This is a genomic window from Gracilibacillus sp. JCM 18966, from assembly GCF_055392695.1.
In genome coordinates, this window is sequence record NZ_AP043883.1 from 3,779,521 (window position 1) to 3,802,455 (window position 22,935).

At 37.5% G+C, this 22,935-nt stretch carries 20 protein-coding genes, 1 other RNA gene and 1 riboswitch; of the genes, 7 read left to right on the plus strand and 14 right to left on the minus strand.

Annotation, left to right across the window (positions count from 1 at the left end):
• Positions 1 to 173: 173 nt before the first annotated feature.
• Positions 174 to 590, minus strand: a complete 417-nt coding sequence (locus ACZ5N5_RS18505) for an Lrp/AsnC family transcriptional regulator (RefSeq protein WP_054787549.1) — start codon at positions 588 to 590, stop codon at positions 174 to 176.
• A 107-nt stretch (positions 591 to 697) separates the two neighbouring features.
• Between ACZ5N5_RS18505 and ACZ5N5_RS18510 the strand changes: the two genes are divergently transcribed.
• On the plus strand, positions 698 to 1,750 hold the full coding sequence (locus ACZ5N5_RS18510) for an oxidoreductase (RefSeq protein ID WP_464372882.1): 1,053 nt from the start codon (positions 698 to 700) through the stop codon (positions 1,748 to 1,750).
• A 180-nt stretch (positions 1,751 to 1,930) separates the two neighbouring features.
• Here the strand turns inward: ACZ5N5_RS18510 and ACZ5N5_RS18515 are convergent, their stop codons facing one another.
• Positions 1,931 to 2,332 carry a hypothetical protein gene (locus tag ACZ5N5_RS18515; protein WP_464372883.1) on the minus strand — a complete coding sequence of 134 codons (402 nt, stop codon included), beginning with the start codon at positions 2,330 to 2,332 and terminating at the stop codon, positions 1,931 to 1,933.
• Between the two features lie 301 nt (positions 2,333 to 2,633).
• On the opposite strand from ACZ5N5_RS18515, the gene ACZ5N5_RS18520 reads away from it, so the two are divergent.
• The 3 genes from ACZ5N5_RS18520 (at position 2,634) to ACZ5N5_RS18530 (ending at position 6,399) form a co-directional block, all read left to right on the plus strand.
• Positions 2,634 to 3,869 carry an IS110 family RNA-guided transposase gene (locus ACZ5N5_RS18520; RefSeq protein ID WP_054789366.1) on the plus strand — a complete coding sequence of 412 codons (1,236 nt, stop codon included), beginning with the start codon at positions 2,634 to 2,636 and terminating at the stop codon, positions 3,867 to 3,869.
• Between the two features lie 322 nt (positions 3,870 to 4,191).
• A riboswitch (cyclic di-AMP (ydaO/yuaA leader) is annotated at positions 4,192 to 4,347 on the plus strand.
• Positions 4,348 to 4,417: 70 nt separating this feature from the next.
• Entirely contained in the window at positions 4,418 to 5,077 is a 660-nt protein-coding gene (locus ACZ5N5_RS18525; RefSeq protein WP_054787036.1) for a potassium channel family protein, read from the plus strand.
• Complete coding sequence (locus tag ACZ5N5_RS18530) at positions 5,077 to 6,399, plus strand: TrkH family potassium uptake protein (protein ID WP_464372884.1); 1,323 nt, start codon at positions 5,077 to 5,079, stop codon at positions 6,397 to 6,399. The genes ACZ5N5_RS18525 and ACZ5N5_RS18530 overlap by 1 nt, the downstream gene beginning before the upstream one ends.
• A 197-nt stretch (positions 6,400 to 6,596) precedes the next feature.
• On the opposite strand, the gene ssrA is transcribed toward ACZ5N5_RS18530, so the two are convergent.
• The 5 genes from ssrA to secG form a co-directional block, all read right to left on the minus strand.
• Positions 6,597 to 6,959: a transfer-messenger RNA gene (ssrA, locus tag ACZ5N5_RS18535) on the minus strand.
• Between the two features lie 114 nt (positions 6,960 to 7,073).
• The gene (smpB, locus tag ACZ5N5_RS18540) at positions 7,074 to 7,535 is read right to left on the minus strand and encodes an SsrA-binding protein SmpB (RefSeq protein WP_054787037.1); all 462 of its coding nucleotides are present in this window, start codon (positions 7,533 to 7,535) and stop codon (positions 7,074 to 7,076) included.
• Between the two features lie 95 nt (positions 7,536 to 7,630).
• Positions 7,631 to 9,910, minus strand: coding sequence for a ribonuclease R (rnr, locus tag ACZ5N5_RS18545; protein WP_464372885.1), 2,280 nt, complete (start codon positions 9,908 to 9,910; stop codon positions 7,631 to 7,633).
• 31 nt (positions 9,911 to 9,941) lie between these two features.
• Entirely contained in the window at positions 9,942 to 10,682 is a 741-nt protein-coding gene (locus tag ACZ5N5_RS18550) for an alpha/beta hydrolase (protein ID WP_464372886.1), read from the minus strand.
• Between the two features lie 189 nt (positions 10,683 to 10,871).
• The gene (gene secG / locus ACZ5N5_RS18555; RefSeq protein ID WP_054859929.1) at positions 10,872 to 11,102 is read right to left on the minus strand and encodes a preprotein translocase subunit SecG; all 231 of its coding nucleotides are present in this window, start codon (positions 11,100 to 11,102) and stop codon (positions 10,872 to 10,874) included.
• 142 nt (positions 11,103 to 11,244) lie between these two features.
• On the opposite strand from secG, the gene ACZ5N5_RS18560 reads away from it, so the two are divergent.
• The 3 genes from ACZ5N5_RS18560 to ptsP all read left to right on the plus strand — a co-directional run bounded on the left by ACZ5N5_RS18560 (position 11,245) and on the right by ptsP (position 14,324).
• The gene (locus ACZ5N5_RS18560) at positions 11,245 to 12,192 is read left to right on the plus strand and encodes an alpha/beta hydrolase (protein WP_464372887.1); all 948 of its coding nucleotides are present in this window, start codon (positions 11,245 to 11,247) and stop codon (positions 12,190 to 12,192) included.
• 139 nt (positions 12,193 to 12,331) lie between these two features.
• The gene (locus ACZ5N5_RS18565; protein ID WP_054787040.1) at positions 12,332 to 12,601 is read left to right on the plus strand and encodes a phosphocarrier protein HPr; all 270 of its coding nucleotides are present in this window, start codon (positions 12,332 to 12,334) and stop codon (positions 12,599 to 12,601) included.
• Positions 12,602 to 12,608: 7 nt separating this feature from the next.
• On the plus strand, positions 12,609 to 14,324 hold the full coding sequence (ptsP, locus tag ACZ5N5_RS18570) for a phosphoenolpyruvate--protein phosphotransferase (protein WP_054787041.1): 1,716 nt from the start codon (positions 12,609 to 12,611) through the stop codon (positions 14,322 to 14,324).
• 38 nt (positions 14,325 to 14,362) lie between these two features.
• Here the strand turns inward: ptsP and ACZ5N5_RS18575 are convergent, their stop codons facing one another.
• From ACZ5N5_RS18575 to ACZ5N5_RS18605, 7 genes are all read right to left on the minus strand, one after another.
• Positions 14,363 to 16,402 carry an iron ABC transporter permease gene (locus tag ACZ5N5_RS18575; RefSeq protein ID WP_109983517.1) on the minus strand — a complete coding sequence of 680 codons (2,040 nt, stop codon included), beginning with the start codon at positions 16,400 to 16,402 and terminating at the stop codon, positions 14,363 to 14,365.
• Positions 16,403 to 16,406: 4 nt separating this feature from the next.
• The gene (locus tag ACZ5N5_RS18580) at positions 16,407 to 17,399 is read right to left on the minus strand and encodes an ABC transporter substrate-binding protein (RefSeq protein ID WP_054859927.1); all 993 of its coding nucleotides are present in this window, start codon (positions 17,397 to 17,399) and stop codon (positions 16,407 to 16,409) included.
• Positions 17,400 to 17,609: 210 nt separating this feature from the next.
• Entirely contained in the window at positions 17,610 to 17,918 is a 309-nt protein-coding gene (locus tag ACZ5N5_RS18585; protein WP_054787042.1) for a rhodanese-like domain-containing protein, read from the minus strand.
• A 100-nt stretch (positions 17,919 to 18,018) separates the two neighbouring features.
• Positions 18,019 to 19,305: a phosphopyruvate hydratase gene (gene eno / locus ACZ5N5_RS18590; RefSeq protein WP_054859926.1), complete on the minus strand. Its 1,287-nt coding sequence runs from the start codon at positions 19,303 to 19,305 to the stop codon at positions 18,019 to 18,021.
• A 40-nt stretch (positions 19,306 to 19,345) separates the two neighbouring features.
• Positions 19,346 to 20,890 (minus strand): 2,3-bisphosphoglycerate-independent phosphoglycerate mutase, encoded by a 1,545-nt coding sequence (gpmI, locus tag ACZ5N5_RS18595; protein WP_464372888.1) that lies wholly within the window; start codon positions 20,888 to 20,890, stop codon positions 19,346 to 19,348.
• Complete coding sequence (gene tpiA / locus ACZ5N5_RS18600; RefSeq protein ID WP_054787043.1) at positions 20,887 to 21,645, minus strand: triose-phosphate isomerase; 759 nt, start codon at positions 21,643 to 21,645, stop codon at positions 20,887 to 20,889. Before tpiA ends, gpmI begins: the two co-directional genes overlap by 4 nt.
• Positions 21,646 to 21,664: 19 nt before the next feature.
• Entirely contained in the window at positions 21,665 to 22,846 is a 1,182-nt protein-coding gene (locus ACZ5N5_RS18605) for a phosphoglycerate kinase (RefSeq protein WP_109983519.1), read from the minus strand.
• Positions 22,847 to 22,935: the final 89 nt, after the last annotated feature.

Consider the following 22,935-nt stretch of genomic DNA (forward strand, 5'->3'; position numbering starts at 1 on the left):
TAATTATTGATAACGCTTACAATACAGGGAGTAATAAAGGGAGTTACACATTAGAGTTAATCATGGTGAGGAATTTTATGATGATAGATAAGAGCTGAGTAACAACGTTGTAAAAGAATTATACATCGAATTTTTTTATTTGTAAAGGTGATCTTTTTCTACTAGTTCAAGTACTAATGGTCACAAACATTATAATTTCCTAAAACAGATAATATATTAGAGAACGCAAAATGAGTTGTATCTTTAGAGATTTGCTCTAACTCACTTATTTCTTCACAAACCACTTCAGCTAAATAGTTAGACTCTCCACTTATTCTCCATAAATTTATGATATTACTGTTCTTTTCACAATAATTGGTTAACCTTTCACATTTCGTTGTTTGAAATAAAACGAATCCATGAATCCCTTTATTAAGTTCTTTATTATTTACCTCTATTGTATAACGCTTGATCACATTATCCTCTAATCTTTCTATTCTTGATTTAACAGCAGGAGATGACATGTTTATTTGTTTACCAATATCAGTGTATGTAAGTCTCGAATTTTTTCGTAATAAATCTAAAATTTGGTGATCGATGTGATCCAACATTCTCTTCCCCCACTTTCTTTAAATTTTAAAGTTTTTCATAGTATATAACTTAAATATCCCATTGTAAACAACACTGCATAAAATTAAAATACTTATGAGGTGATAATATGACATGTTCGATCTTTTCCAATTACAACATTGGAAACTTAAATCTTGATAATAGAATTGTCATGGCTCCCATGACAAGGGGATTTGCTGATAATGAAACAGGTGAAGTCAATTATTTGATTGCGGACTATTATGGAAAGAGAGCAAGATATGGTGCAGGACTAATCATCACAGAAGGTATTGCCATTAATGAATTAGCCAAAGGGACATTTGGGATACCTGGAATTTATACTCACTCTCAAACTCTAAGTTGGCAAAAGGTTACTAGAGAAGTTCATCAATATAAAACCAAAATCTTTGCACAGCTTTGGCATGTAGGCAGATTAAGTCACCAGAAGGTTTTAGGAGGGCATGCTCCCGTTTCACCGTCTTCCTTAGCTGCAAATGGCTTCGTTCATAGATTAAGACACCCATATCAAACACCTAAATCATTAAGTAAGCAGGAAATATACAGCATTATAGATGATTATAAAATAGCAGCAAGAAATGCAATGGAAGCTGGTTTTGATGGCATTGAAATACATGCAGCTCATGGATATCTCATTGATCAATTTATAAATGAAAAAACAAATCTTCGCAAAGATGAGTTTGGAGGATCTTTAAAAAACAGACTAAGATTTTTAGATTTAATAATTAAACAAGTAAAGAAGGTTGTACCAAAAAATAGAATCAGTATAAGAATATCTGAGAAAAAAGATGACGATAAGGATTACACATGGGAACAGCCGGAGGAAATAGTACTAGCTATTATTGAAGTTCTCTCTAAACATAAGATAAAAATCGTGCACCCTTCTGTAGAAAATTATGATTATGCGCTCAAAAATGATAAAAGATCCCTTCATGAATTATTTAGACAATACTGGGATCATACCATCATAGCAGTAGGCAATATAGATCCTTATAAGGGAAGTTCTATCGTTGATACCAAACAGGCAGACTTAGTAGCATTTGGTCAATTATTTCTAACCAATCCTGATTTAGTTATTCGACTTAGAGCGAAACAAGAGATTTTTCCGTATAAAACAAAAAATAAATTAACATGTTTATTTTAACAGTGAGAAATTCCTCAAGTTCCAAAAAGGTCCTCATCCGTCTGAGGATCTTTTCAGAGCTGGAACTGGACCCAAATTTCCCTCGTCCTTGCTACGAGGCATTCTTAACAAAATCCATAAATATATTGCCATAAGATATGTATTCCTCTTAGCAAATAGGGAAATACATATTATAATTCATTAAACTAATAACTCTTCTTTAGAAACAATACTCCATCCATTTGCTACAAGTTTTTCTAGATAATCACTAAAACTAATTTCCTCTAGTTCTATTGCAAGTGGGTGTAACGATACATAACATTCATTTGTATCATAGTTTATAGTCACTTTGACAACCTCATATCCATTATGAAATCTTGAGTCAAACCCCGGATCATCCATAATATCTCCCTTAACAGGACGTATGGGTGATTCAAATGTTTTCATTACTAATTTCGTACTATTGTATCCTTCCTTTTGTTCCTTAGAAGATGTTAGAAAAATGAACATTTTGATTTTCATAACATTATCTCCTCGTATATTATATTTAAGCCCATCTGTTGGACTCACTATTTTCCTCATTTGACCTGCAATAAATTTCAAAAAACACTTGGACGTCTTGTGATGTTCCTAGATAATGGTCTTAAGGATCATTTGGGACAATTCTGTCATCTCCTGTGGCTAACCACATTTAAAGACTGTTTCCCAGTGTACGTGCAGACCTTCCTACTCGCAGGCTGTGCACTCTGTCCCTCGAACTTGGATGGTAGTAGCTCCAAGGCGGCTTTCGATACAGAGATAGTACTGATACACGAGGTTGTTGATCGGCGTTCACACTAGGGATATCCCGAGGCGTCCAAGATAGGTTCCAATGATTCTAATTTAGAAAGGAGGGGAATTCCCCATGCGATTATTTGTCGGATTAGATGTTAGTTCTTTTGATATCAAGGTTTGTTTGTTAGATAGTGAAGGTGTAAAGTTATCTTCCTTCACCGTGTCGAATGATTTACCTGGTGCTACTGCTTTACGTGAAGCTATTTTTCGTACCATGGATGGACAATCTGTGGAAGTATTAAAGATTGGCTTAGAATCCACTTCCGTGTACAGTTTTCATCCAGCGATGTTTTTTCATCAGGATGAAGAGCTCCGTAAGCTTGGTGCACAAGTATTTGTGATGAATCCAAAACAGATTGCCAACTTCAAAAAGAGTTATCCAGACATGGACAAGACCGACGAGATTGATGCATTTGTGATTGCCGATTATTTACGATTTGGTCGTTTATCGATGTCGGTGGTCAAAGAGAGTCAATACGTTGCCCTACAACAGTTGACACGCTCTCGCTACCAACTCGTACATCAGATGACCAAAGAAAAGCAACATTTTCTTCAACACTTGAGTTATAAGTGTAATACGTTTCAAGAAAACGTCGAATCTTCCGTGTTTGGACAAGCTATGATGGACTTATTCTTTGAAAAATATAGCCTGGAAGAACTCGCTCAGATGTCGATCGAAGACCTAGCTGATTACCTCCAAACCAAAGGTAAAAATGGTTTTCACGACCCTGAAAAAGTGGCCAAGTCCATTCAAAAAGCAGTACGTTCTTCCTATCGTTTGGATAAGGTAGTGGAAGACTCGATTGATCTCATCTTGGGCACTATTATTGAGCTGATTCGCACCATGAAGGCACAAATCAAGCAAATCGATAAAGCGATCACTAAAATCATGGCTGGCTTACCCAATACCCTGCAATCCACACCCGGAATTGGACCTGTATTCGCTGCTGGTATCATCGCAGAAATCGGTCAGATTGAACGATTTGAAGCAGAGGCCAAAATAGCCAAATATGCAGGACTATACTGGCGAAAACACCAATCAGGCAGGTTTACGGCAGATGATACTTCCTTATCTCGTAACGGGAATCAGTATTTGCGTTATTACCTTGTTGAAGCCGCCAACTCGGTGAGAAGGCATGTACCTGAATACCAAGCTTATTACGAGAAGAAATACCGTGAAGTACCGAAACACCAACATAAAAGAGCACTCGTCTTAACCGCTAGAAAATTAGTGCGTTTGGTGGATGCGCTACTACGCAACCATCAAATCTACACGCCACAAGGGAGCGTGAAACATGAAGCTTAGAAAGTAGCTTCTACAACCCTTGTGTAATTACCATTAATTTACATTTGATTAATGGTCTAGTTTCCTATTGCCTTTTTTAACAAAATTGCACCTTGATATCTAAATCTTTTTTATTTTGTATCTTGACATATTACCGCAGGTCTTGAATCCGTAAGTTTCAAGTTACATTATAGCAGTGAACTACCCTCCACTTCAATCAACACGTAAGGTTGATAAGTGGAGGGCAAAAAAGAAATTTCAAAAAATAATTTCTTTAACTAAAATTATATTACCTATTGACTTATATGATTTAGAAGAGTATCTTATATTTTGAAAAACAAATACAACCTTTTTGCTTAATCATATGAGCGGGGGAACCATTTTTGATAGATATTTTCTATCTTGGGGTGAATCTTAATATAGAATTTCTATATTAAGAGGGGCTACTCTCTATCCCTAATCCGACAGCTAACCTCGTAAGCACTTTAAGAGAGAAGGGTTAATGATACATTGACCATTCTTTTTTTGGAATGGTCTTTTTGTGTTTACTTTCAGAAAGAAGGATGAAAATGAAAAAACATTATGCCGTATTTGGATTAGGTCAGTTTGGTGGAAGCTTAGTAAAGGAACTTTCAGATATGGATCTAGAAGTATTAGCTGTGGATAACGATCCTTTAAAAGTAAAGGAATACAGTAAAATCGCAACTCATGCCGTTCAAGCTAATGCAGTTGATGAAAACATATTAAAAGAATTAGGGGTAAGAAATGTCGATCATGCCTTTGTTTCTTTTGGTGAAAATATTGAGGCAAGCATCTTGACCTCTCTTCTTCTTAAAGAAATTGGCGTACCAATAGTATGGGCAAAAGCACAAAATAGTTATCACCACAAGGTTCTAAGTCGAATAGGTGTTGAGCGTGTAATACATCCAGAAAGAGAAATGGCAAAGAAAATTGCGCACCATGTAACCAACGATAATATTGTAGATTTTATAGAGCTCTCAAAAGATCACAGTATTGTTGAAATATTAGCATCAAATAAGTTTGATAATAAATCCATTCTACAATTAGATATTCGCAATAAATATGGTTGTAACATTATTGGGATTCAACGGAATGAAGAAACGATTATTTCACCAGCTGCCGATCAAATGATTCAAAAAAATGATATTTTAATTATTGTTGGTCAAAATAAAGACATTGAGAGATTTGAGAAAAAGGGTGGACAATAATGAGATTGAAATACATGAATTTGAATCCATCTCAGTTATTAATATCCGTATTTGTAACCTGTATTCTGATCGGCACACTATTACTGAAGCTTCCTATTGCAACAACTGAAACCATTACCTGGATAGATTCGTTATTTACCGCAACTTCAGCTATGACGGTTACTGGTCTAATAGTTGTGGACACACCCTCTGCATTTACTTTATTTGGGGAAATAATTATCGTAATTTTAATCCAGCTTGGGGGACTAGGGATTATGACATTTGCGGTAATGATTTATATTATGCTTGGTAGAAGAATAGGCATAAAAGGAAGATTAGTGATTCAACAGGCATTGAATCAAACCTCTATAGGTGGAGTTGTGAAGCTAGTACGAAATCTATTTATTTTTTCCTTGACCATCGAGACAATAGCGATGATTTTTTTAGCTATTAGATGGGTGCCAGTTTTAGGGTGGGGAAAAGGGATCTATTTCAGCTTGTTTCATGCCATATCTGCATTTAATAATGCTGGGTTTGCTCTATGGTCTGATAGTTTAATGGGGTATGTAGGTGATCCGCTGATTAATATTATTATATCGCTTCTTTTTATAATCGGAGGAATTGGTTTTACCGTTCTCTCTGATTTATGGTATAAAAAGAAATTCAGGAAATTGTCTCTCCATTCAAGATTGATGCTAGTTGGTACTTTTGTCTTGAACATGGTAGCGATGTTTATTGTTTTTATTTTGGAATATAATAATCCCAGTACTTTAGGAGGATTAGCCTCTTTTACGGATAAAGTATGGGCTTCTTACTTTCAGGCTACTTCCCCTAGAACGGCAGGGTTTAATACGTTAGACATTAGTAGTTTAGAAGAACCAACCGTTTTCTTCATGTTATTATTAATGTTTATTGGTGCGGGAAGTGCTTCAACTGGAGGTGGAATTAAGTTAACCACCTTCATTATTATCATTTTATCTGTTTTAACCTTTTTACGAGGAAAAAAAGAAATAACCATTTCAGAAAGGACGATTAATCAAACTTATATATTACGTTCCCTCGCCATTGCCACAATGGGGCTTTTCTTTGTTTTTATTGCTGTATTCATATTAACTATAGTGGAAGATGAACCTGTCATCATGGTTTTGTTTGAAGTGATTTCAGCATTCGGTACCGTTGGGTTATCGATGGGGTTAACTGGGTCACTAACCGTTCTTGGTAAAATAGTGATCACTTGTATCATGTTTATCGGTAAATTAGGCCCACTTACACTAGCTTTTTCACTTGCTAGATCGAAAGAGGAAAGAATTAAATATCCTTATGAGGAAGTATTGACAGGATAAAAATTCTTACCTAATAAGGCACAATTCGGTGCCCCTGTAAATGTAAAGAAATTTTTAAAGAACACATGCTGTATATTTAATTGTTAAATACGAAATCAAATTAGCCTCCATAGTCCCATAAAATTTTACTTCCATAATATATGGGGCTCAGGTTCTTCTTAAATATATTTGTATCAAAAAAACCACCAACTATGTATTGGTGGAGACGGTGGGAGTCGAACCCACGTCCAAGGATATCGCCACTCAGGCTTCTACACGTGTAGTTGGTAAATTTAAATTCGCTAACTATTTTGCCTACCAACAGGCGTCCTAGTAGCTAGTCTGATTGGTCTCTTCTATCTATCCTCAGACGGTGGATGATAGCGTAGCCCACTGATAAGTGAGACCCTTCAATCTACCACATGGGCGATGATAGGAAGGATCCTTTAGACAGTGCTTACGCAGCTGCTAAAGAGTAATTGTTTTCTTTGCCAGTTATTATTGGCGTTAACGTTTAACGAGACGTAACCTCGACGCGCAACCTGAGCTCGATCTACCCCTGTCGAATCCGTAACGTCCCCTTATAAAAAGAAGATACGGATTAGAGTGATCAAACTCTAATATGAAATTGTTAAGTAAGTTCATTATAACACATGAGTAAGAAAATTCAAGCTACGAACTGTTGGTAATTCGTGTTAAACACGATCTTTTATAGCTCTGTCCATATCTCGTTTCGCTTGCTTTTGTTTTAAATCTTCACGTTTATCGTATTTCTTTTTCCCTTTACCGAGTCCAACCAAAACTTTGGCAAAGCCATTTTTAATATAAACCTTTAGTGGTACAAGAGAATAACCAACTTGTTTTGTTTCCCCGATCAGTTTATCAATTTGCTTTCGATGTAATAAAAGCTTACGGGCTCTTGTGGGTTCATGATTATAGCGATTACCTTGCTCGTATGGAGAAATATGCATGTTATTTAAATAAACTTCCCCATTTCTTATGGTAGCAAAACTATCCTTTAAATTTACCTGTCCAGCACGAATGGCTTTTATCTCTGTCCCTTGTAAGACAATACCTGCTTCATACGTATCCTCAATAAAGAAATCATGTCCCGCTTTTCGGTTTTGTGCAATAACTCTTCCTTCATTCTTTGCCATATCTTGTTCCTCCTAATGCTACGTACCCTTTATTGTAACAAAAAAGCTGAAAACATGCTATGTAAAGAAGATAGGAAAGCTCACAGGAAGCCTTCCTATCTCTTTTTCTTTTTGCGACCATTTTTCTTCTTTTTGCCTTTTCCTGTTTTTTGTGCTTTCTTCGCAGTCTTTTTCAAGTCGCCATTATCTTTGCGAGCATGAATAACCTTTTGCTCGGAATGAGGTCGTTTTTTTCTTGGGGCCATTCCAACAATCTCAAAATCAACAGATCTTTCCTCTAGATTCACTTGTGCTACTTTGACTGTTAAGGTATCTCCAACCTGAAAGACATTTCCTGTTCTTTCACCAATCATGGCATAGGCTCGTTCATCAAAATGATAATAATCATCTGTTAGATAACTGACATGGACAAGACCCTCTACTGTATTCGCTAATTCAACAAAAAGTCCAAAATTAGTAACAGAGCTAATGACACCTTCAAACTCTTCCCCAACTTTGTCCTGCATAAATTCTGCTTTTTTCAGATCGTCGACCTCTCGTTCTGCATCTACCGCAGCCCTTTCTTTCATAGATGCTTGTCTTGCGATCTCTGGCATCCTTTCCTTCCAATGAGCTCTTGTCTTTCCATCTAACTGATTCTGAATCAAATAAGTTCGAATCAGACGATGGACAATTAAGTCGGGATATCTTCGAATCGGAGAGGTGAAATGTGTGTAAAATTCTGTTGCTAAACCAAAGTGACCAATGCTTTGTGGATCATATTTCGCTTGCTTCATGGATCGAAGCATCAATTTTGAAATAATGATATCCTCTTCTGTTCCTTTTACTTCATCTAATACCTTTTGTAATGCTTGTGGATGAATTTCATTCGAGGTCCCTTTGACAACATAACCGAATCTCGTGATAAATTCGAAGAAGGTTTGCAATTTTCCTGGGTCTGGATCCTCATGAATACGATGAATGAACGGTACATCCATCCAGTGAAAATGCTCTGCAATCGTCTCATTGGCACAAAGCATAAATTCCTCAATTAATCGCTCACCGACTGATCTTTCACGTATTACAACATCCTCTGCATTGCCTTTTTTATCAACTAATACTTTTGCTTCTTTAAAGTCAAAATCGATCGCACCTCTGCCAAAACGTTTGGAGCGTAATATTTCTGCTAGATCTTCCATATCCTTAAACATCGGAACAAGCGGTTGATAACGTTCGATCACCTCTTCATCGTTATCCACGAGAATTTGATTCACCGCTTTATAAGTCATTCGCTCCGTCGTTTTAATCACCGCTTGGAAAATGTCATGATTGACAACTTCTCCTTTTGTGTTAATTTCCATATCACAGCCTAATACTAATCTGTCCACCTGTGGATTCAAGGAGCAAATTCCATTCGATAAACGATGAGGAATCATCGGTATAACACGGTCAACTAAATAAACACTTGTGCCTCGTTCAAATGCTTCCTTATCAATTGGAGAATTTTCTTTAACATAATGGGTAACATCCGCAATATAAACACCTAGCTTATAATTACCATTTTCAAGCCTAGTAACGGTAACAGCATCATCTAAATCCTTTGCATCTGCGCCATCAATTGTCACAATTGTTTCATTTGTTAGATCTTTTCTATCCTGTAAATCTCCCTCCGAAATTGTCTCCGGAATTCTTTCTGCTTGATCCAGTACCTCTTGGGGAAAGTCGATCGCGATCCCATTTTTATAGATAATCGATAAAATATCCATCCCGGGGTCATTTTTATGCCCTAATATTTGAATGACCTCGCCCTCAGCGCTCATTCGTCCTTCAGGGTATTTCGTTAATTCAACAATTACTTTATGACCACTAATGGCACCTTTTGCTTGTCCTTTCGGTACGAAAATATCATTAGGAATTCGCTTATCATCCGCAATCACAAAGCCGAATGCTCCGTTATCCTCATATGTTCCGATAATTTGCTTCGTTTGCCTTTCAATAATACGAACGACAACACCTTCCGGTCGCTTGCCTGCTTCATCACTGCGTTCTACACGAACAAAAACCGTGTCGCCATTCATGGCAGATTGTAAATCAGTTTGGTTGATATAGACATCATCCATTGATTCTTCTTCTGGGATCAAAAAGGCAAAGCCCTTTGCATGCATTTGAATCGTTCCACGAATTAAGTTCATTTTTTCCGGTAAACCATAACGATTTTTTCTAGTTCGTATGAGTTGTCCACTATTTTCTAATTCATTTAATGTCTTGACAAGGTTTGTGAATTCCTCTGCTTCATTTAATCCTAATAACTCTTCTATTTCCTGAACAGATAAAGGCTTCGTTGCATTATTTTGAAAATAATCTAATAGCTCTTGAGATAAATTCTGTCCCTCCATCTAATCACCTCTTTCTTATTATTATGACGATTTACCACTCAAGTGATGCGAAAAATTGTGCAATATCTTCATGCAGCTGATCTTTGGCATCACTGAAAGTAATTGCATGCCCTGCATTTGCATACCATTTGATCTCTTTATGATCTGCTTCCACATTTTCATAAATATAATTAGCACTGTCTGGGTTTATCATTTCATCCTTTTCAGCTTGTAGGACAAGGGTAGGAGTATAGAGCATATCTACATTTTCTTTTACTCTCTCAATGGATTCTGCAATTTGCTTAAATAATTCCTTCGAATGTTCTAACAGCTCTCCCGTTTCCTTTTGGATCGTCGCTTCATCCTTTCGTTCTAATTGTTTGTAGTCCCTAGCGAATTGTTTAAAACCAATCGTTAATTGTTCTTCATTATCAAAAAACATGGGCGAGCACATGGTTACGACCGCTTCTAATGGATGATTACAAGCAAGTCTTAGTGCTAATACACCACCTAGTGATAGTCCTGCAACGGCGATTTTTTCGTAGCCTTCACCTTTTAAATAATGATAAGCATTTTGGACATCTTCCCACCACTGTTCAGCAGTAGCTTCTATTAATTCTTCTGGGGATTTGCCATGGCCACGATATATAGGAGCATAACAGGTATAGCCTTTACTATTTAAGAAGCGACCAAGCATTCTTACATCAGCGGAATGCCCAGTAAACCCATGTAATAATAATACCGCACGTTCGTCTCCTTTAAACATAAATGGTTCTGGTTGTTTCATTTTCATTTTTTTCACCTCAGGTTTATTATGTTCATTTCCTATTATAACTATAATGATGAAAGTCAACGTTCTTTCCTCTACATCGAAACTCTACTGTGTAGAAATTTTATCCTATTCTAACGTGCAAAAAAACATCCTTTGCTTTGCCGCAAAGGATGCTCTTCTTTTTGCTTACTATATACCCAATGAAGTGGTTTATAACAGATAGGCAAGGGAAAATGTTAGGATAAAAAACAATGTTCCTGTAATGACTGTTCCACGATGAAGAACTAGATCCATCCCTCTCGCCTTTTGTTTTCCAAATAATTGTTCAGCACCACCTGAAATTGCTCCAGACAGTCCTTCACTCTTACCAGATTGTAATAAAACAAAAACAATTAATACGATTGCATCAATGATGAGCAATGTCATAACAGTTGCTATCATCTTGAAAGCACCCCCTAGACGTACAATTACATAAATACAATGTAGCATAAGTAATAATCATACACAAGTTATTTTATTGAAAATTCATCCAAATTACATGATATGATGGAATTAAGCAGTGTATCGATTGGAGATGATTTACATGAAAAGTAAAAAGTATTGGCTAACAATGAGCGATAATCATTCCGTTTATCTTAGAAAATGGGAGGATGTGGAGACACCGACAGCTATTGTTCAAATTGCTCATGGGATGGCTGAACATATTGAACGATACCACGGGCTCGCACAATTTTTAAATAACCATCAGATCATCGTATATGGCAATGATCATCGTGGACACGGGGAAACTGGTAACCGAGCAAATACACAAGGCTTTCTCGGGAAAAGGAACGGTTTTGATCGAACAGCTCAGGACCTTAAGGAAATAACCTCCTTTATTCGAAACGAACAGCCGGACTTGCCCATTTTTTTACTTGGACACAGTATGGGCTCCTTCCTTTCCCGACGATATTTATCCTTTGCCGATAGGGAGCTTTCGGGTGCCATTTTCATTGGAACATCCTATCAGCCTCCTCTACTATTACATATGGGAAAGTTTCTTGCACGTCTGAATATTGCAATACAAGGAAAAAGAACTCCTGCAACATTCTTAAATAAACTCACATTCGCTAATTATAATAAAAAAACGGAAGCAAATACGGCATTTGATTGGCTGTCGAGTGACAAAGAGATAGTTAAAAATTATATAGAAGATCCATATTGTGGATTTCTTCCATCTAATCAATTTTTTTATGATTTATATGAAGGAATCGGGAAAATCCAAGACAATCGTTATGCTGAAGCAATCGACAAAGAACTTCCACTCTTATTTTTAACCGGTGATCAAGACCCAGTAAGTCAATATAGTCAAGGAATGTTAAAAGTAGTCCATTTTTATCGGAAGGTAGGATTAGAGAATATCACCTATCATATTTTTAAAGATAAACGACATGAATTATTAAACGAAAAAAATAAACAGGAAATTTATCAATACATCTTTACTTGGATTAAGGAGCACATTACTTGTATGGAAACAACTAAGTCATTATAATTAATATAATTGTGCTACTTTAAAGAATTTTTACAAAAAGTTTAAACTTTTATCATAGTATTCTTGAAATATTACCTAGAAAAAGAGTAAAATTAAAAGGTAGCAATACATTAATTAATTCCTTAGGAGGTTTTTAACTATGGCAGTAGAAAAAACAGTAACAATCACAGATGAAACAGGAGTTCACGCTCGTCCAGCGACAGTACTTGTGAATAAAGCGGGAAGTTTCTCCTCTGATATGACGTTAGAATATAATGGAAAATCTATTAACTTAAAATCGATCATGGGTGTTATGTCCCTCGGTATTCCACAAGGCGCTGAGATTAAGATTATTGCAGATGGATCTGACGAGCAAGAAGCTGTCGATGCAGTAGTAGATGTGATTAAATCAGAAGGACTAGGAGAGTAATCTTTACATGAGTAACTTAAGTGGTATAGCAGCATCAAATGGAATTGCCATTGCGAAAGCATACAAGCTGGCAGTTCCTGATCTGTCTTTTGAGAAGCAGACAGTCCAAGATACAGACAACGAAATCAATCGTTTAACAGAAGCACTTGAAATATCAAAAACAGAGTTGGAGAAAATTAAAGAGCATGCTCGCGCATCATTAGGAGAAGAGCATGCAGAAATCTTTTCTGCCCACTTGCTTGTGTTAAGTGACCCTGAATTGATTAATCCGATAAAGGATAAAATCAGCACAGATCAAGTTAATGCAGAGTTTGCTTTAGATGAAACAGCGCAAATGTTTATTCAAATGTTCGAAAGCATGGATAATGAATACATGAGAGAAAGAGCTGCTGACATTAAAGACGTTACAAAACGTGTAATGGCTCATTTATTAAATGTATCTTTTCCGAATCCTGCATTAATTAATGAAGAAGTCATTGTGATTGCAGAGGATCTCACACCATCTGATACGGCACAATTAAATAAACAATTTGTTAAAGGCTTTACAACTAATATCGGTGGAAGAACTTCTCACTCAGCAATTATGGCAAGATCTTTGGAAATACCAGCTGTTGTTGGTACAAAGGAAATAACCACACAAGCAGCTGCAGGCGATATTTTAATTATTGATGGGATTGATGGAGAAGTCATCATTAACCCTTCCAATGATGAGATGGAAAAGTATGAAAAGAAACAAGCAGATTTTGAAAAACAAAAAGAAGAATGGGCAAAGCTAAAGGATGAGCCTACGGTTTCTTCTGATGGTACACACGTTGAGCTTGTTGCTAACATTGGTACACCTGAAGATGTGGAGGGTGTGAAGAACAATGGTGGCGAAGGTGTAGGGCTCTATCGTACAGAGTTTTTATATATGGGGAAAACAGAGCTTCCTACAGAGGAAGAGCAGTTTGAGGCCTATAAATCCGTTCTTGAGCAAATGGGAGACAAGCCTGTTGTCGTTCGAACATTAGATATCGGTGGCGATAAAGAATTACCATACTTAGAACTACCGGAAGAAATGAATCCATTCCTAGGCTTTCGTGCGATTCGTCTATGCTTAGAGCGCGATGATATTTTCCGGACACAATTGCGTGCATTGTTACGTGCAAGTACGTACGGGAATTTAAAAATCATGTTCCCAATGATTGCAACATTAGATGAATTCCGTCAAGCAAAAGCCATTTTATTAGAAGAAAAAGATAACCTTATTACGGAAGGTGTAGAGGTATCTGATTCGATTGAAATTGGTATTATGGTAGAAATTCCTTCGACAGCGGTAATTGCTCGTCAATTCGCTAAAGAGGTAGATTTCTTTAGTATTGGAACTAATGACTTGATTCAATACACTTTAGCAGCTGATCGTATGAATGAACGAGTGAGCTATTTATATCAACCATATCACCCAGCAATCTTAAACCTTGTTAACAATGTGATTGAAGCAGCACATGCTGAAGGTAAATGGGCTGGAATGTGTGGAGAAATGGCCGGAGATTCGATTGCAATTCCAATTCTCTTAGGTTTAGGATTAGATGAATTTAGTATGAGTGCAACCTCTATTTTACCTGCTCGTACCCAAATTAAACACCTATCCAAAAAAGAATTAGCTACTTATAAAGAGCAGCTTCTTAGCATGAATACAGCAGATGAAGTAGAAGAATTTATCCGAAGCAAAACGAATCAGTAATAGAAAAAGCGACTTGTCCAATCGACAAGTCGCTTTTTTTAGATTTTTATTTTATTGGATCGATGCATTAACCACAAAAAATACGGTGCACCGATAATCGCAATGATAATCCCTGTTGGTATCTCCTTTGGAACAAGTAAAGTACGACTAAGGACATCAGCAATCATGAGGAATATTCCTCCCAACAAGGCTGTGGTGATAAATAAGTTTTTATGGGCAGGTCCTAGTAAGATCCTTGCCATATGTGGGGCGATCAATCCAACGAATCCAATCGTACCAACTGTTGCTACACTACTAGCGGCAATGATTGTTGCCAGCAGTGCTAATAAAAACCTCGTTTTTACAACATTCAATCCCAATCCTTTTGCTGTGTCATCTCCTAAAGCCAATGTATGAATACGATCACTCACTAGGTAAACAATTGGAATGAAGACAATGAGTGGACCTAATAAATAATATCCTAACTCTGACCAGCCTTTCGCATAAGTCGTTCCTGCTAACCAGGTTAAAGAGGAAGCTACAGCCATTTCTGAGTTAACAACAATAATTTGAATAATCGCTGAACCAAATGCGGAAATACCAATACCTAAAAGAGCTAATAAGGTAGGTTGGAATTCGGACCGATAGGCAAGCATCATGACAATGAGAAAAGCAATAATAGCTCCTATAAAAGCCCCCACTGGCACCCATGTAGCTGTTATTGATCCAAAATAGATAAATAGTAATGCCCCAACCCCTGCACCTGAGGTTATCCCAATGACGGATGGATCTGCTAAAGGATTTCGAAGCACTCCTTGAAAAATATACCCACTGATGGCAAGTAATATCCCGCTTACAAAAGCAACCAGCAATCTGGGCAAACGAAAATCGATCGCCATATTACGAATAAACGGATCGTGATTAGAAAAGATCGATTTTATCGTTTGTACAACTTGAAATCCTTCATTTCCTGTAGATATACCAACTAAAACAGTAATCATACAAAGGAATAAGAGGACTGGAATAACCATTTGCTGAAATCTTTTATTGTTGACTGCTCCAACAAGTACTCCTGTTTCCTTACCACTATAGCTACGATTCTTTCTCCGCATAATAAGCCAAATAAGCCAAGGTGCTCCAATGAATGCAGTAATCGCCCCAACTGGTAGCTCAGAAAAGCTTGGATCGATTATTCTTGCCAATACGTCTGCACCTAACAGCACATTTGCTCCCCATAAAAAGGAAGCAAGCAGAATGGAAAGATGTTTTCGAAAGCCTAATAGCTTGATTAAATGTGGGGCTATGATTCCAACAAAGCCAATAGGGCCAACTACGCTTACCGTGACAGCAGTTAAAAAAACTGCTAGCATCACTGTTATGATCCTTAGTCTGTTCGTCTTTTGACCAAGTCCTGTTGCTACTTCTTCCCCTAGTAGAAAAATATCTAATGACTTTGCTATCGATAATGTGGCAAGTAACCCACATAGAACAAATGGGAGTGCAAATTGGACGCCTTCCCAATTGTTTTGTACAAGTGTACCAGATCCCCATAAAAATAAACCAGCTGTTTCGTTTTCGAAAAAGATTTGAAGTAAGGAGGTAAAGGCAGAAAACATCATCGTAATAACCATTCCTGCTAATACCATTTTAACAGGATTTGAGCTATTAATACCTGCAAGTATATAAACTAAAATAGCAGTTAATACCCCACCTAGAAATGCGACAAATAAGCCATTTAATCCTGCAACAGTCGTAAAAAATACACTAGCAAAAACAACCGCAAAATACGATCCCGCATGGATTCCAAGTGTACCTGATGAAGCTAATGGATTTTTCGTAATGGTTTGTAATAGACTACCAGATACCGCTAACGCACCACCTGCTAAAATTCCTATAATAGCTCGTGGCAATCGCAAAAAACGTACCGTATGATGTGCCAGGTCATCCTTTGGTTGAAAGATGGCTTCTAATATGACGGAGGGAGCAATAGAAACACTGCCCTGATTTATATGTATAAATAACAATAGAAGCAAAAGGACGGTTCCTCCCCCAAAGGTCAGAACCGTTGTCCAAATATAATGTTTTTCCCATCTTGTCATATGATCACTTCGCTTGTACTAGAGCTTCTTTAATCTGATTAGCAAATACTTCTGCTGACAATGGCCCGCCAAATGTCCATGTACTACCAGGAAGCTGGTGGGTCCGATTTTCTTTCACAAATTCTAACTCCTCCCACGCTGGGTTACCTGCTAACTGATTGGTAAATATATTATCATCCTCTTGTACAATATAGAAAAAATGAGCATCCTGAGCAGTTTGTAATGCTTCTACACTTGTTTCATCATACCCATAAAGCTGGAATCCGTCTGATTGATAAGCATTTTCTAAGCCTATCTTTGTCATAATTTCCGTTGCCATCGCATTATCCTTGAACAAACGGATTACGGGTGTATTATCAGAGCTATAGGCTTGTGATAAAACAAATTGCTTATTATCAATATTTGCTTCTTTTATCTCTGTGCTTGCTGTTTCATAAGCTTTGTCTAAATCGGACAATACTTGATCTGCTTCTTCTTCCTTTTGTAAGGCTTTAGCTATTTCTTGAAAGGTCGTTTCCATTTCTTTATATTGGGTTCCTTCTCCTTCTTCTGGATATGGATTAAATGCCAATGTTGGTGCAATATCCTTTAGACTATCTAATATTGCTTCATGACGGAAGCTAGCTGTGATAATCAAGTCTGGCTCCAATGCTCGAATCGCTTCTAAATTAGGTTCCTGTCTTGTACCAACATCTTGAATATCTTCGGAAAGCTTTGGTTCAATATTCACCCAATCCTTATATCCCTCGATATCTGCCATTCCTACTGGCTGAACACCAAGTGCTAATAAATCCTCTGCATAAACCCACTCTAAAACAACAATTCGCTCAGGTACTCCATTAATTGGCTGTTCACCATAATAATCATTGACCGTGATCTCCGACATATCTTCATTCTCTTTCTTATCAGATGAGGAATTTTCCTCCCCACTATTTCCACAAGCAACGAATAGGATACTAATTGTACTCAACATGAATAAAAGCAATATTTTCTTCATAAAGACTGACCCCTTTTATGTATAATATATAATTGATAAAGATTATCATTTACCTGTTTAATACTACTGAACCAGACTAGAAAAGTCAAGTGCAAATCGTCTGTTTCAAATGTTAAAATAAGGTGTCATGTCACCCCAAAACATCATCGTTTACAAAACCTTTTAATAATAAAAAGAACCTTCATTGAAGTGGAAGGTCCTTCTACGTTATTATTTATTTGGGAAATCCATATCATCTTCCCATGCCAGCATACCACCAGCCATGTTTGTCACATTATAGCCTTTTGCTTCTAGGTATTCTGTTGCTTTACCACTGCGGCCTCCAGAGCGACAAACCATGTAGTAATGCTCTTTTTCATCTAATTCATTTAATCGATCTGGTACTTCACTTAATCGAATATGCTTTGCACCTGGAATTATACCAGTTGCTACTTCGTCGTCTTCTCTCACATCAATTATATTTAAATGTTCACCCTCATTTAATTTCTGCGCTAATTCAGATGCTTGAATTTCTTTCATGTTTAAATACCTCCACGATTTTTTCTAGCACTTATTATATAACACCAACTATAAAAAATGCCAGTATCTTAAATCAAAAGATACTGGCATAGATCATAAATTACTTGTTCAAGTTATAAAATGCTGTTTCTCCAGCATATTTTGCTGTACCAACTAACTCATCTTCAATACGAAGTAATTGGTTGTATTTCGCTACACGGTCTGTACGAGACGGTGCACCTGTTTTAATTTGCCCAGCATTTGTCGCAACGGCAATATCTGCAATAGTTGCATCTTCTGTTTCACCAGAGCGGTGAGAGATAACTGCTGTATAACCAGCACGTTTTGCCATTTCAATTGCTTCGAATGTTTCTGTAAGTGTACCGATTTGGTTCACTTTCACAAGGATAGAGTTACCTACACCTTGTTCGATACCCTGAGCTAGTCGTTTTGTGTTTGTTACAAATAAGTCGTCACCAACTAATTGTACACGATCACCGATACGATCTGTTAGAAGCTTGTGTCCTTCCCAGTCGTTTTCATCTAAACCATCTTCGATAGAAACAATTGGGTATTTGTTGATCATTTCTTCATACCAAGCAACCATTTCTTCAGACGTACGAACAACACCTTCTCCTTTAAGGTTGTATTTACCTTCTTCGTAGAATTCAGAAGATGCTACGTCCATTGCTAGCTTAACCTCTTCACCTGGCTTGTAACCAGCAGCTTCAATTGCTTCAATAATGGTAGAAAGAGCTTCTTCGTTAGATTTTAGGTTTGGAGCAAATCCACCCTCGTCTCCAACACCAGTATTATAACCTTTTCCACTTAGAACTTTTTTCAAGTTATGGAAGATTTCCGCACCCATACGTAATGCTTCACGGAATGTTGGAGCACCTACAGGCATAATCATAAATTCTTGAATATCTACGTTATTGTCAGCATGCTCTCCACCATTTAAGATGTTCATCATTGGTGTTGGAAGAGTTGTCGCATTAAATCCACCTAAGTAGGTATATAATGGAACACCTAAGTAATCAGCTGCTGCATGTGCTGCTGCCATCGAAACACCAAGAATAGCATTTGCACCTAATTTACCTTTGTTTTCAGTACCATCTAATTCTAGAAGAAGCTGGTCAATGACGACCTGACGTGTTACGTCAATTCCTACCAATTCAGGTGCAATAACTTCATTTACATTTTCTACTGCTTTTAAAACACCTTTTCCTAGATAGCGATCTTTATCGCCATCACGTAATTCCACTGCTTCGTGCTCACCAGTTGATGCACCACTTGGTACTAGTGCAGAACCGAAAGCTCCTGATTCTGTAAAAATTTCAACTTCAACTGTTGGGTTACCACGAGAATCTAATACTTCACGTGCATAAACATCTGTAATGTATGGCATAATGTAAAACTCTCCTTTTATCATTTTATTGTTTGTAGCTTTATTTTTCTTTCTTAATTAAACTTTCACCAGTCATTTCAGCTGGTTTCTTTACATCAAGAAGATCTAATAGTGTTGGCGACAAATCGGCTAGGATTCCTCCATCACGAAGGCTAGCCCCTTCCTTCGTAACAATGACAGGCACAGGGTTAGTAGTATGTGCTGTCATTGGATCTCCATCTAATGTCACTACTTCATCTGAGTTACCATGGTCTGCTGTGATAATCGCATAACCGCCTTTTTCGGTAATTTTGTCAACCACTTTACCGAGACATTCATCCACCGTTTCAATTGCACTAACAGTAGGCTCTAGCATACCAGAGTGACCTACCATGTCAGGGTTGGCGAAATTTAAAATAATCGCATTTTGTTCCCCTTTATCTAGCTCTTCTAGCAACGCATCTGTTACTTCATATGCACTCATTTCTGGTTTCAGATCATAGGTTGCTACTTTTGGTGAATCGATTAAAATACGCTTTTCACCTGGAAATTCCTTTTCACGTCCACCACTCATAAAGAAGGTGACGTGAGGATATTTTTCCGTTTCCGCAATACGAAGTTGGTTTAAATTATTTTGTGAGAGTACCTCTCCCACTGTATTATCTAAATTAACTGGTTCATAAGCAACATAACCGTCAACTGTTTCACTGAAATTAGTGAGACAGACAAAATGAATATTCTTTGGTGCCTTGTCCCCTCGATCAAAGTCACGAAAATCTTCATTCGCAAATGTACGAGATATTTGAATTGCTCGATCTGGACGGAAATTGTAGAAAATCACTGAATCGTCATCTTGAATTGTTGCTTTAGGATTACCATTTTCATCTGTAATAACAGATGGAATGACAAACTCATCATAGATTTCGTTTTGATAAGAATCTTCGACAACTTCGATTGGATCAGTATAGCTTGGACCCTCACCATACACCATAGCATCATAAGATTTCTTGACACGATCCCAACGCTTATCACGATCCATGGAATAATAACGACCTGAGATTGTGGCAAATTCTCCAACCCCATATTCGTCCATTTTCTCTAATGTTTGTTTAATGTATTTTTTCGCAGATTTCTGGTCAACATCACGACCATCTAAGAAAGCATGTACATATACCTTCTTTAGACCGTAGTCTGCTGCAAGCTTTAACACTGCATATAAGTGACGGATATGGCTATGTACACCACCATCAGACAGTAATCCAAAGATGTGTAATGCTTTGTCATTATTTTTTGCATGTGAGATTGCATCGATTAAGATTTTATTTTCAAAAAATTCTCCATCCTTAATCGATAGATTTACACGAGTTAAGCTTTGATAAACAATACGGCCAGCACCGATATTTAAATGCCCAACCTCAGAGTTACCCATTTGTCCCTCAGGTAAACCTACCGCCTCTCCACTTGCTGTTAGTTGGTTATGTGGATAGTTATTCCAGTAACGATCAAAATTAGGGGTATTTGCTTGTTTTACTGCATTACCCTTTGTTTCATCACGAAGAGCAAAACCATCTAAAATGATGAGTGCTGCTAATTTATTTTGGCTCATTTTGCACCAGCCTCCACTAGCTGTAAGAAAGACTCAGCCTCTAAGCTTGCACCACCTACAAGTGCACCATCGATATCGGATTGAGAAAGCAATTCATCTACATTGGCAGGCTTCACACTACCACCATATTGGATGCGTACAGCATCTGCTGCGGTACTGGAAACTTCTGCTGCAATTACTTTACGAATGTGTGTACACACTTCATTAGCTTGTTCTGATGTAGCCGTCTTCCCAGTTCCGATAGCCCAAATTGGTTCATAGGCAACAATCGTTTGATTCACTTGTTCTTCTGTAAGTCCAGCAAGTGCTGCTTTTACTTGATTTTCAACAATGGACATCGTCTCATTTGCTTCTCGCTGCTCAAGTGTCTCTCCAACGCAGATGATTGGTATTAAACCATGCTTAAATGCTGCGTGTGTTTTTTTGTTTACTGTTTCATCTGTTTCTGCGAACATTTCACGACGTTCAGAGTGACCTAGAACCACATAGCTTACACCAAGGTCCTTTAACATAGCCGGACTGACTTCACCAGTAAATGCACCACTTTCCTCAAAATGCATGTTCTGAGCTGCAATAGCAAGGTCTGTTCCTTTTGCTTTTTCTACTAATGTTGGTAGGTACGGGAATGGTGCACAAACTACTGCCTCCACTTTTTCAGCTGAGGCAATTTTGTTTTTGGTTGATTCGACAAAATCTACCGCTTCGCCTAGTAGCTTGTTCATTTTCCAATTCCCTGCGATTACGTTTTTACGCATCAGTCACCTCTCCTTTCACTTATTTATCCGTTAGTACACTTACACCTGGTAGCTCTTTACCTTCCATAAATTCCAAGGAAGCTCCACCACCTGTTGAAATGTGATCCATTTGGCTAGCATATCCAAATTTTTCAACAGCAGCTGCGGAATCACCGCCACCAATTACAGTATAACCTTCTGTCTTACTTAATGCATCTGCTACCGCTTTTGTTCCATTAGCAAATGTTTCTAACTCGAACACACCCATTGGCCCATTCCAGATCACAAGCTTGGAGTCAGCTACTATTTTAGCATATTTCTCGCGAGTTTTCGGACCAATATCTAATGCTTCTAAATCTGCAGGAATGCTGTCAATATCGACTTCCTTCGTATTTGCATCATTGGAAAAGTCATCTGCAACAATTACGTCCTCAGGCATGACGAAATTTACACCTTTATCTTTGGCTTTTTGCATGTATTCTTTCGCTAAATCAATCTTATCTTCTTCCAATAGTGATTTTCCTACTTCAAAACCTCTAGCCTTTACAAAAGTATAAGCAAGTCCACCACCAATAATTAAATTATCGACTTTGTCTAAAAGATTATCAATCACACCAATCTTATCTTTAACCTTTGCTCCACCAATAATTGCAGTAAATGGTCGGTCAGGATTAGAAAGAGCCTTCCCTAAAACCTCTAGTTCTTTTTCTAATAAGAATCCTGCAGCTGAAGGAATATGCTCCGCCACTCCCGCAGTCGACGCGTGCGCACGGTGAGCTGCTCCGAATGCGTCATTTACAAAAAAGTCTGCAAGATTTGCAAATTCTTTGGCAAGTGCTGGATCATTTTTTGTTTCACCAGGTTCAAAACGAACATTTTCAATTAACAAAATGTCCCCATCATTTAGTTCACTAACCGCTTGGTTTACTTCGTCACCATACACTTGGTCCGTTTTAACAACGGTTTGGTTAGTAAGATCACTAAGACGTTTTGCAACGGCGTCCATGCGTAGTTCTTCTACTACTTCTCCACCTGGACGGCCTAAATGGCTTGCTAGGATTACTTTTGCGCCTTGTTTACTAAGATAGTCGATGGTCGGTAATGCTGCTTTAATACGTGTATCATCTGTAATTGCTCCATCTTTCATTGGAACATTGAAGTCTACACGACAAAATACTTTTTTTCCTTTTACATCAATATCTTTAATCGTTTGTTTGTTCATTAAGAATGAACCTCCTTAGGACTTTATTTTATTCGAGATCACTTTATACGGTCATACTGAAAAACGAGAGAGGATTGATCCCCCTCCCG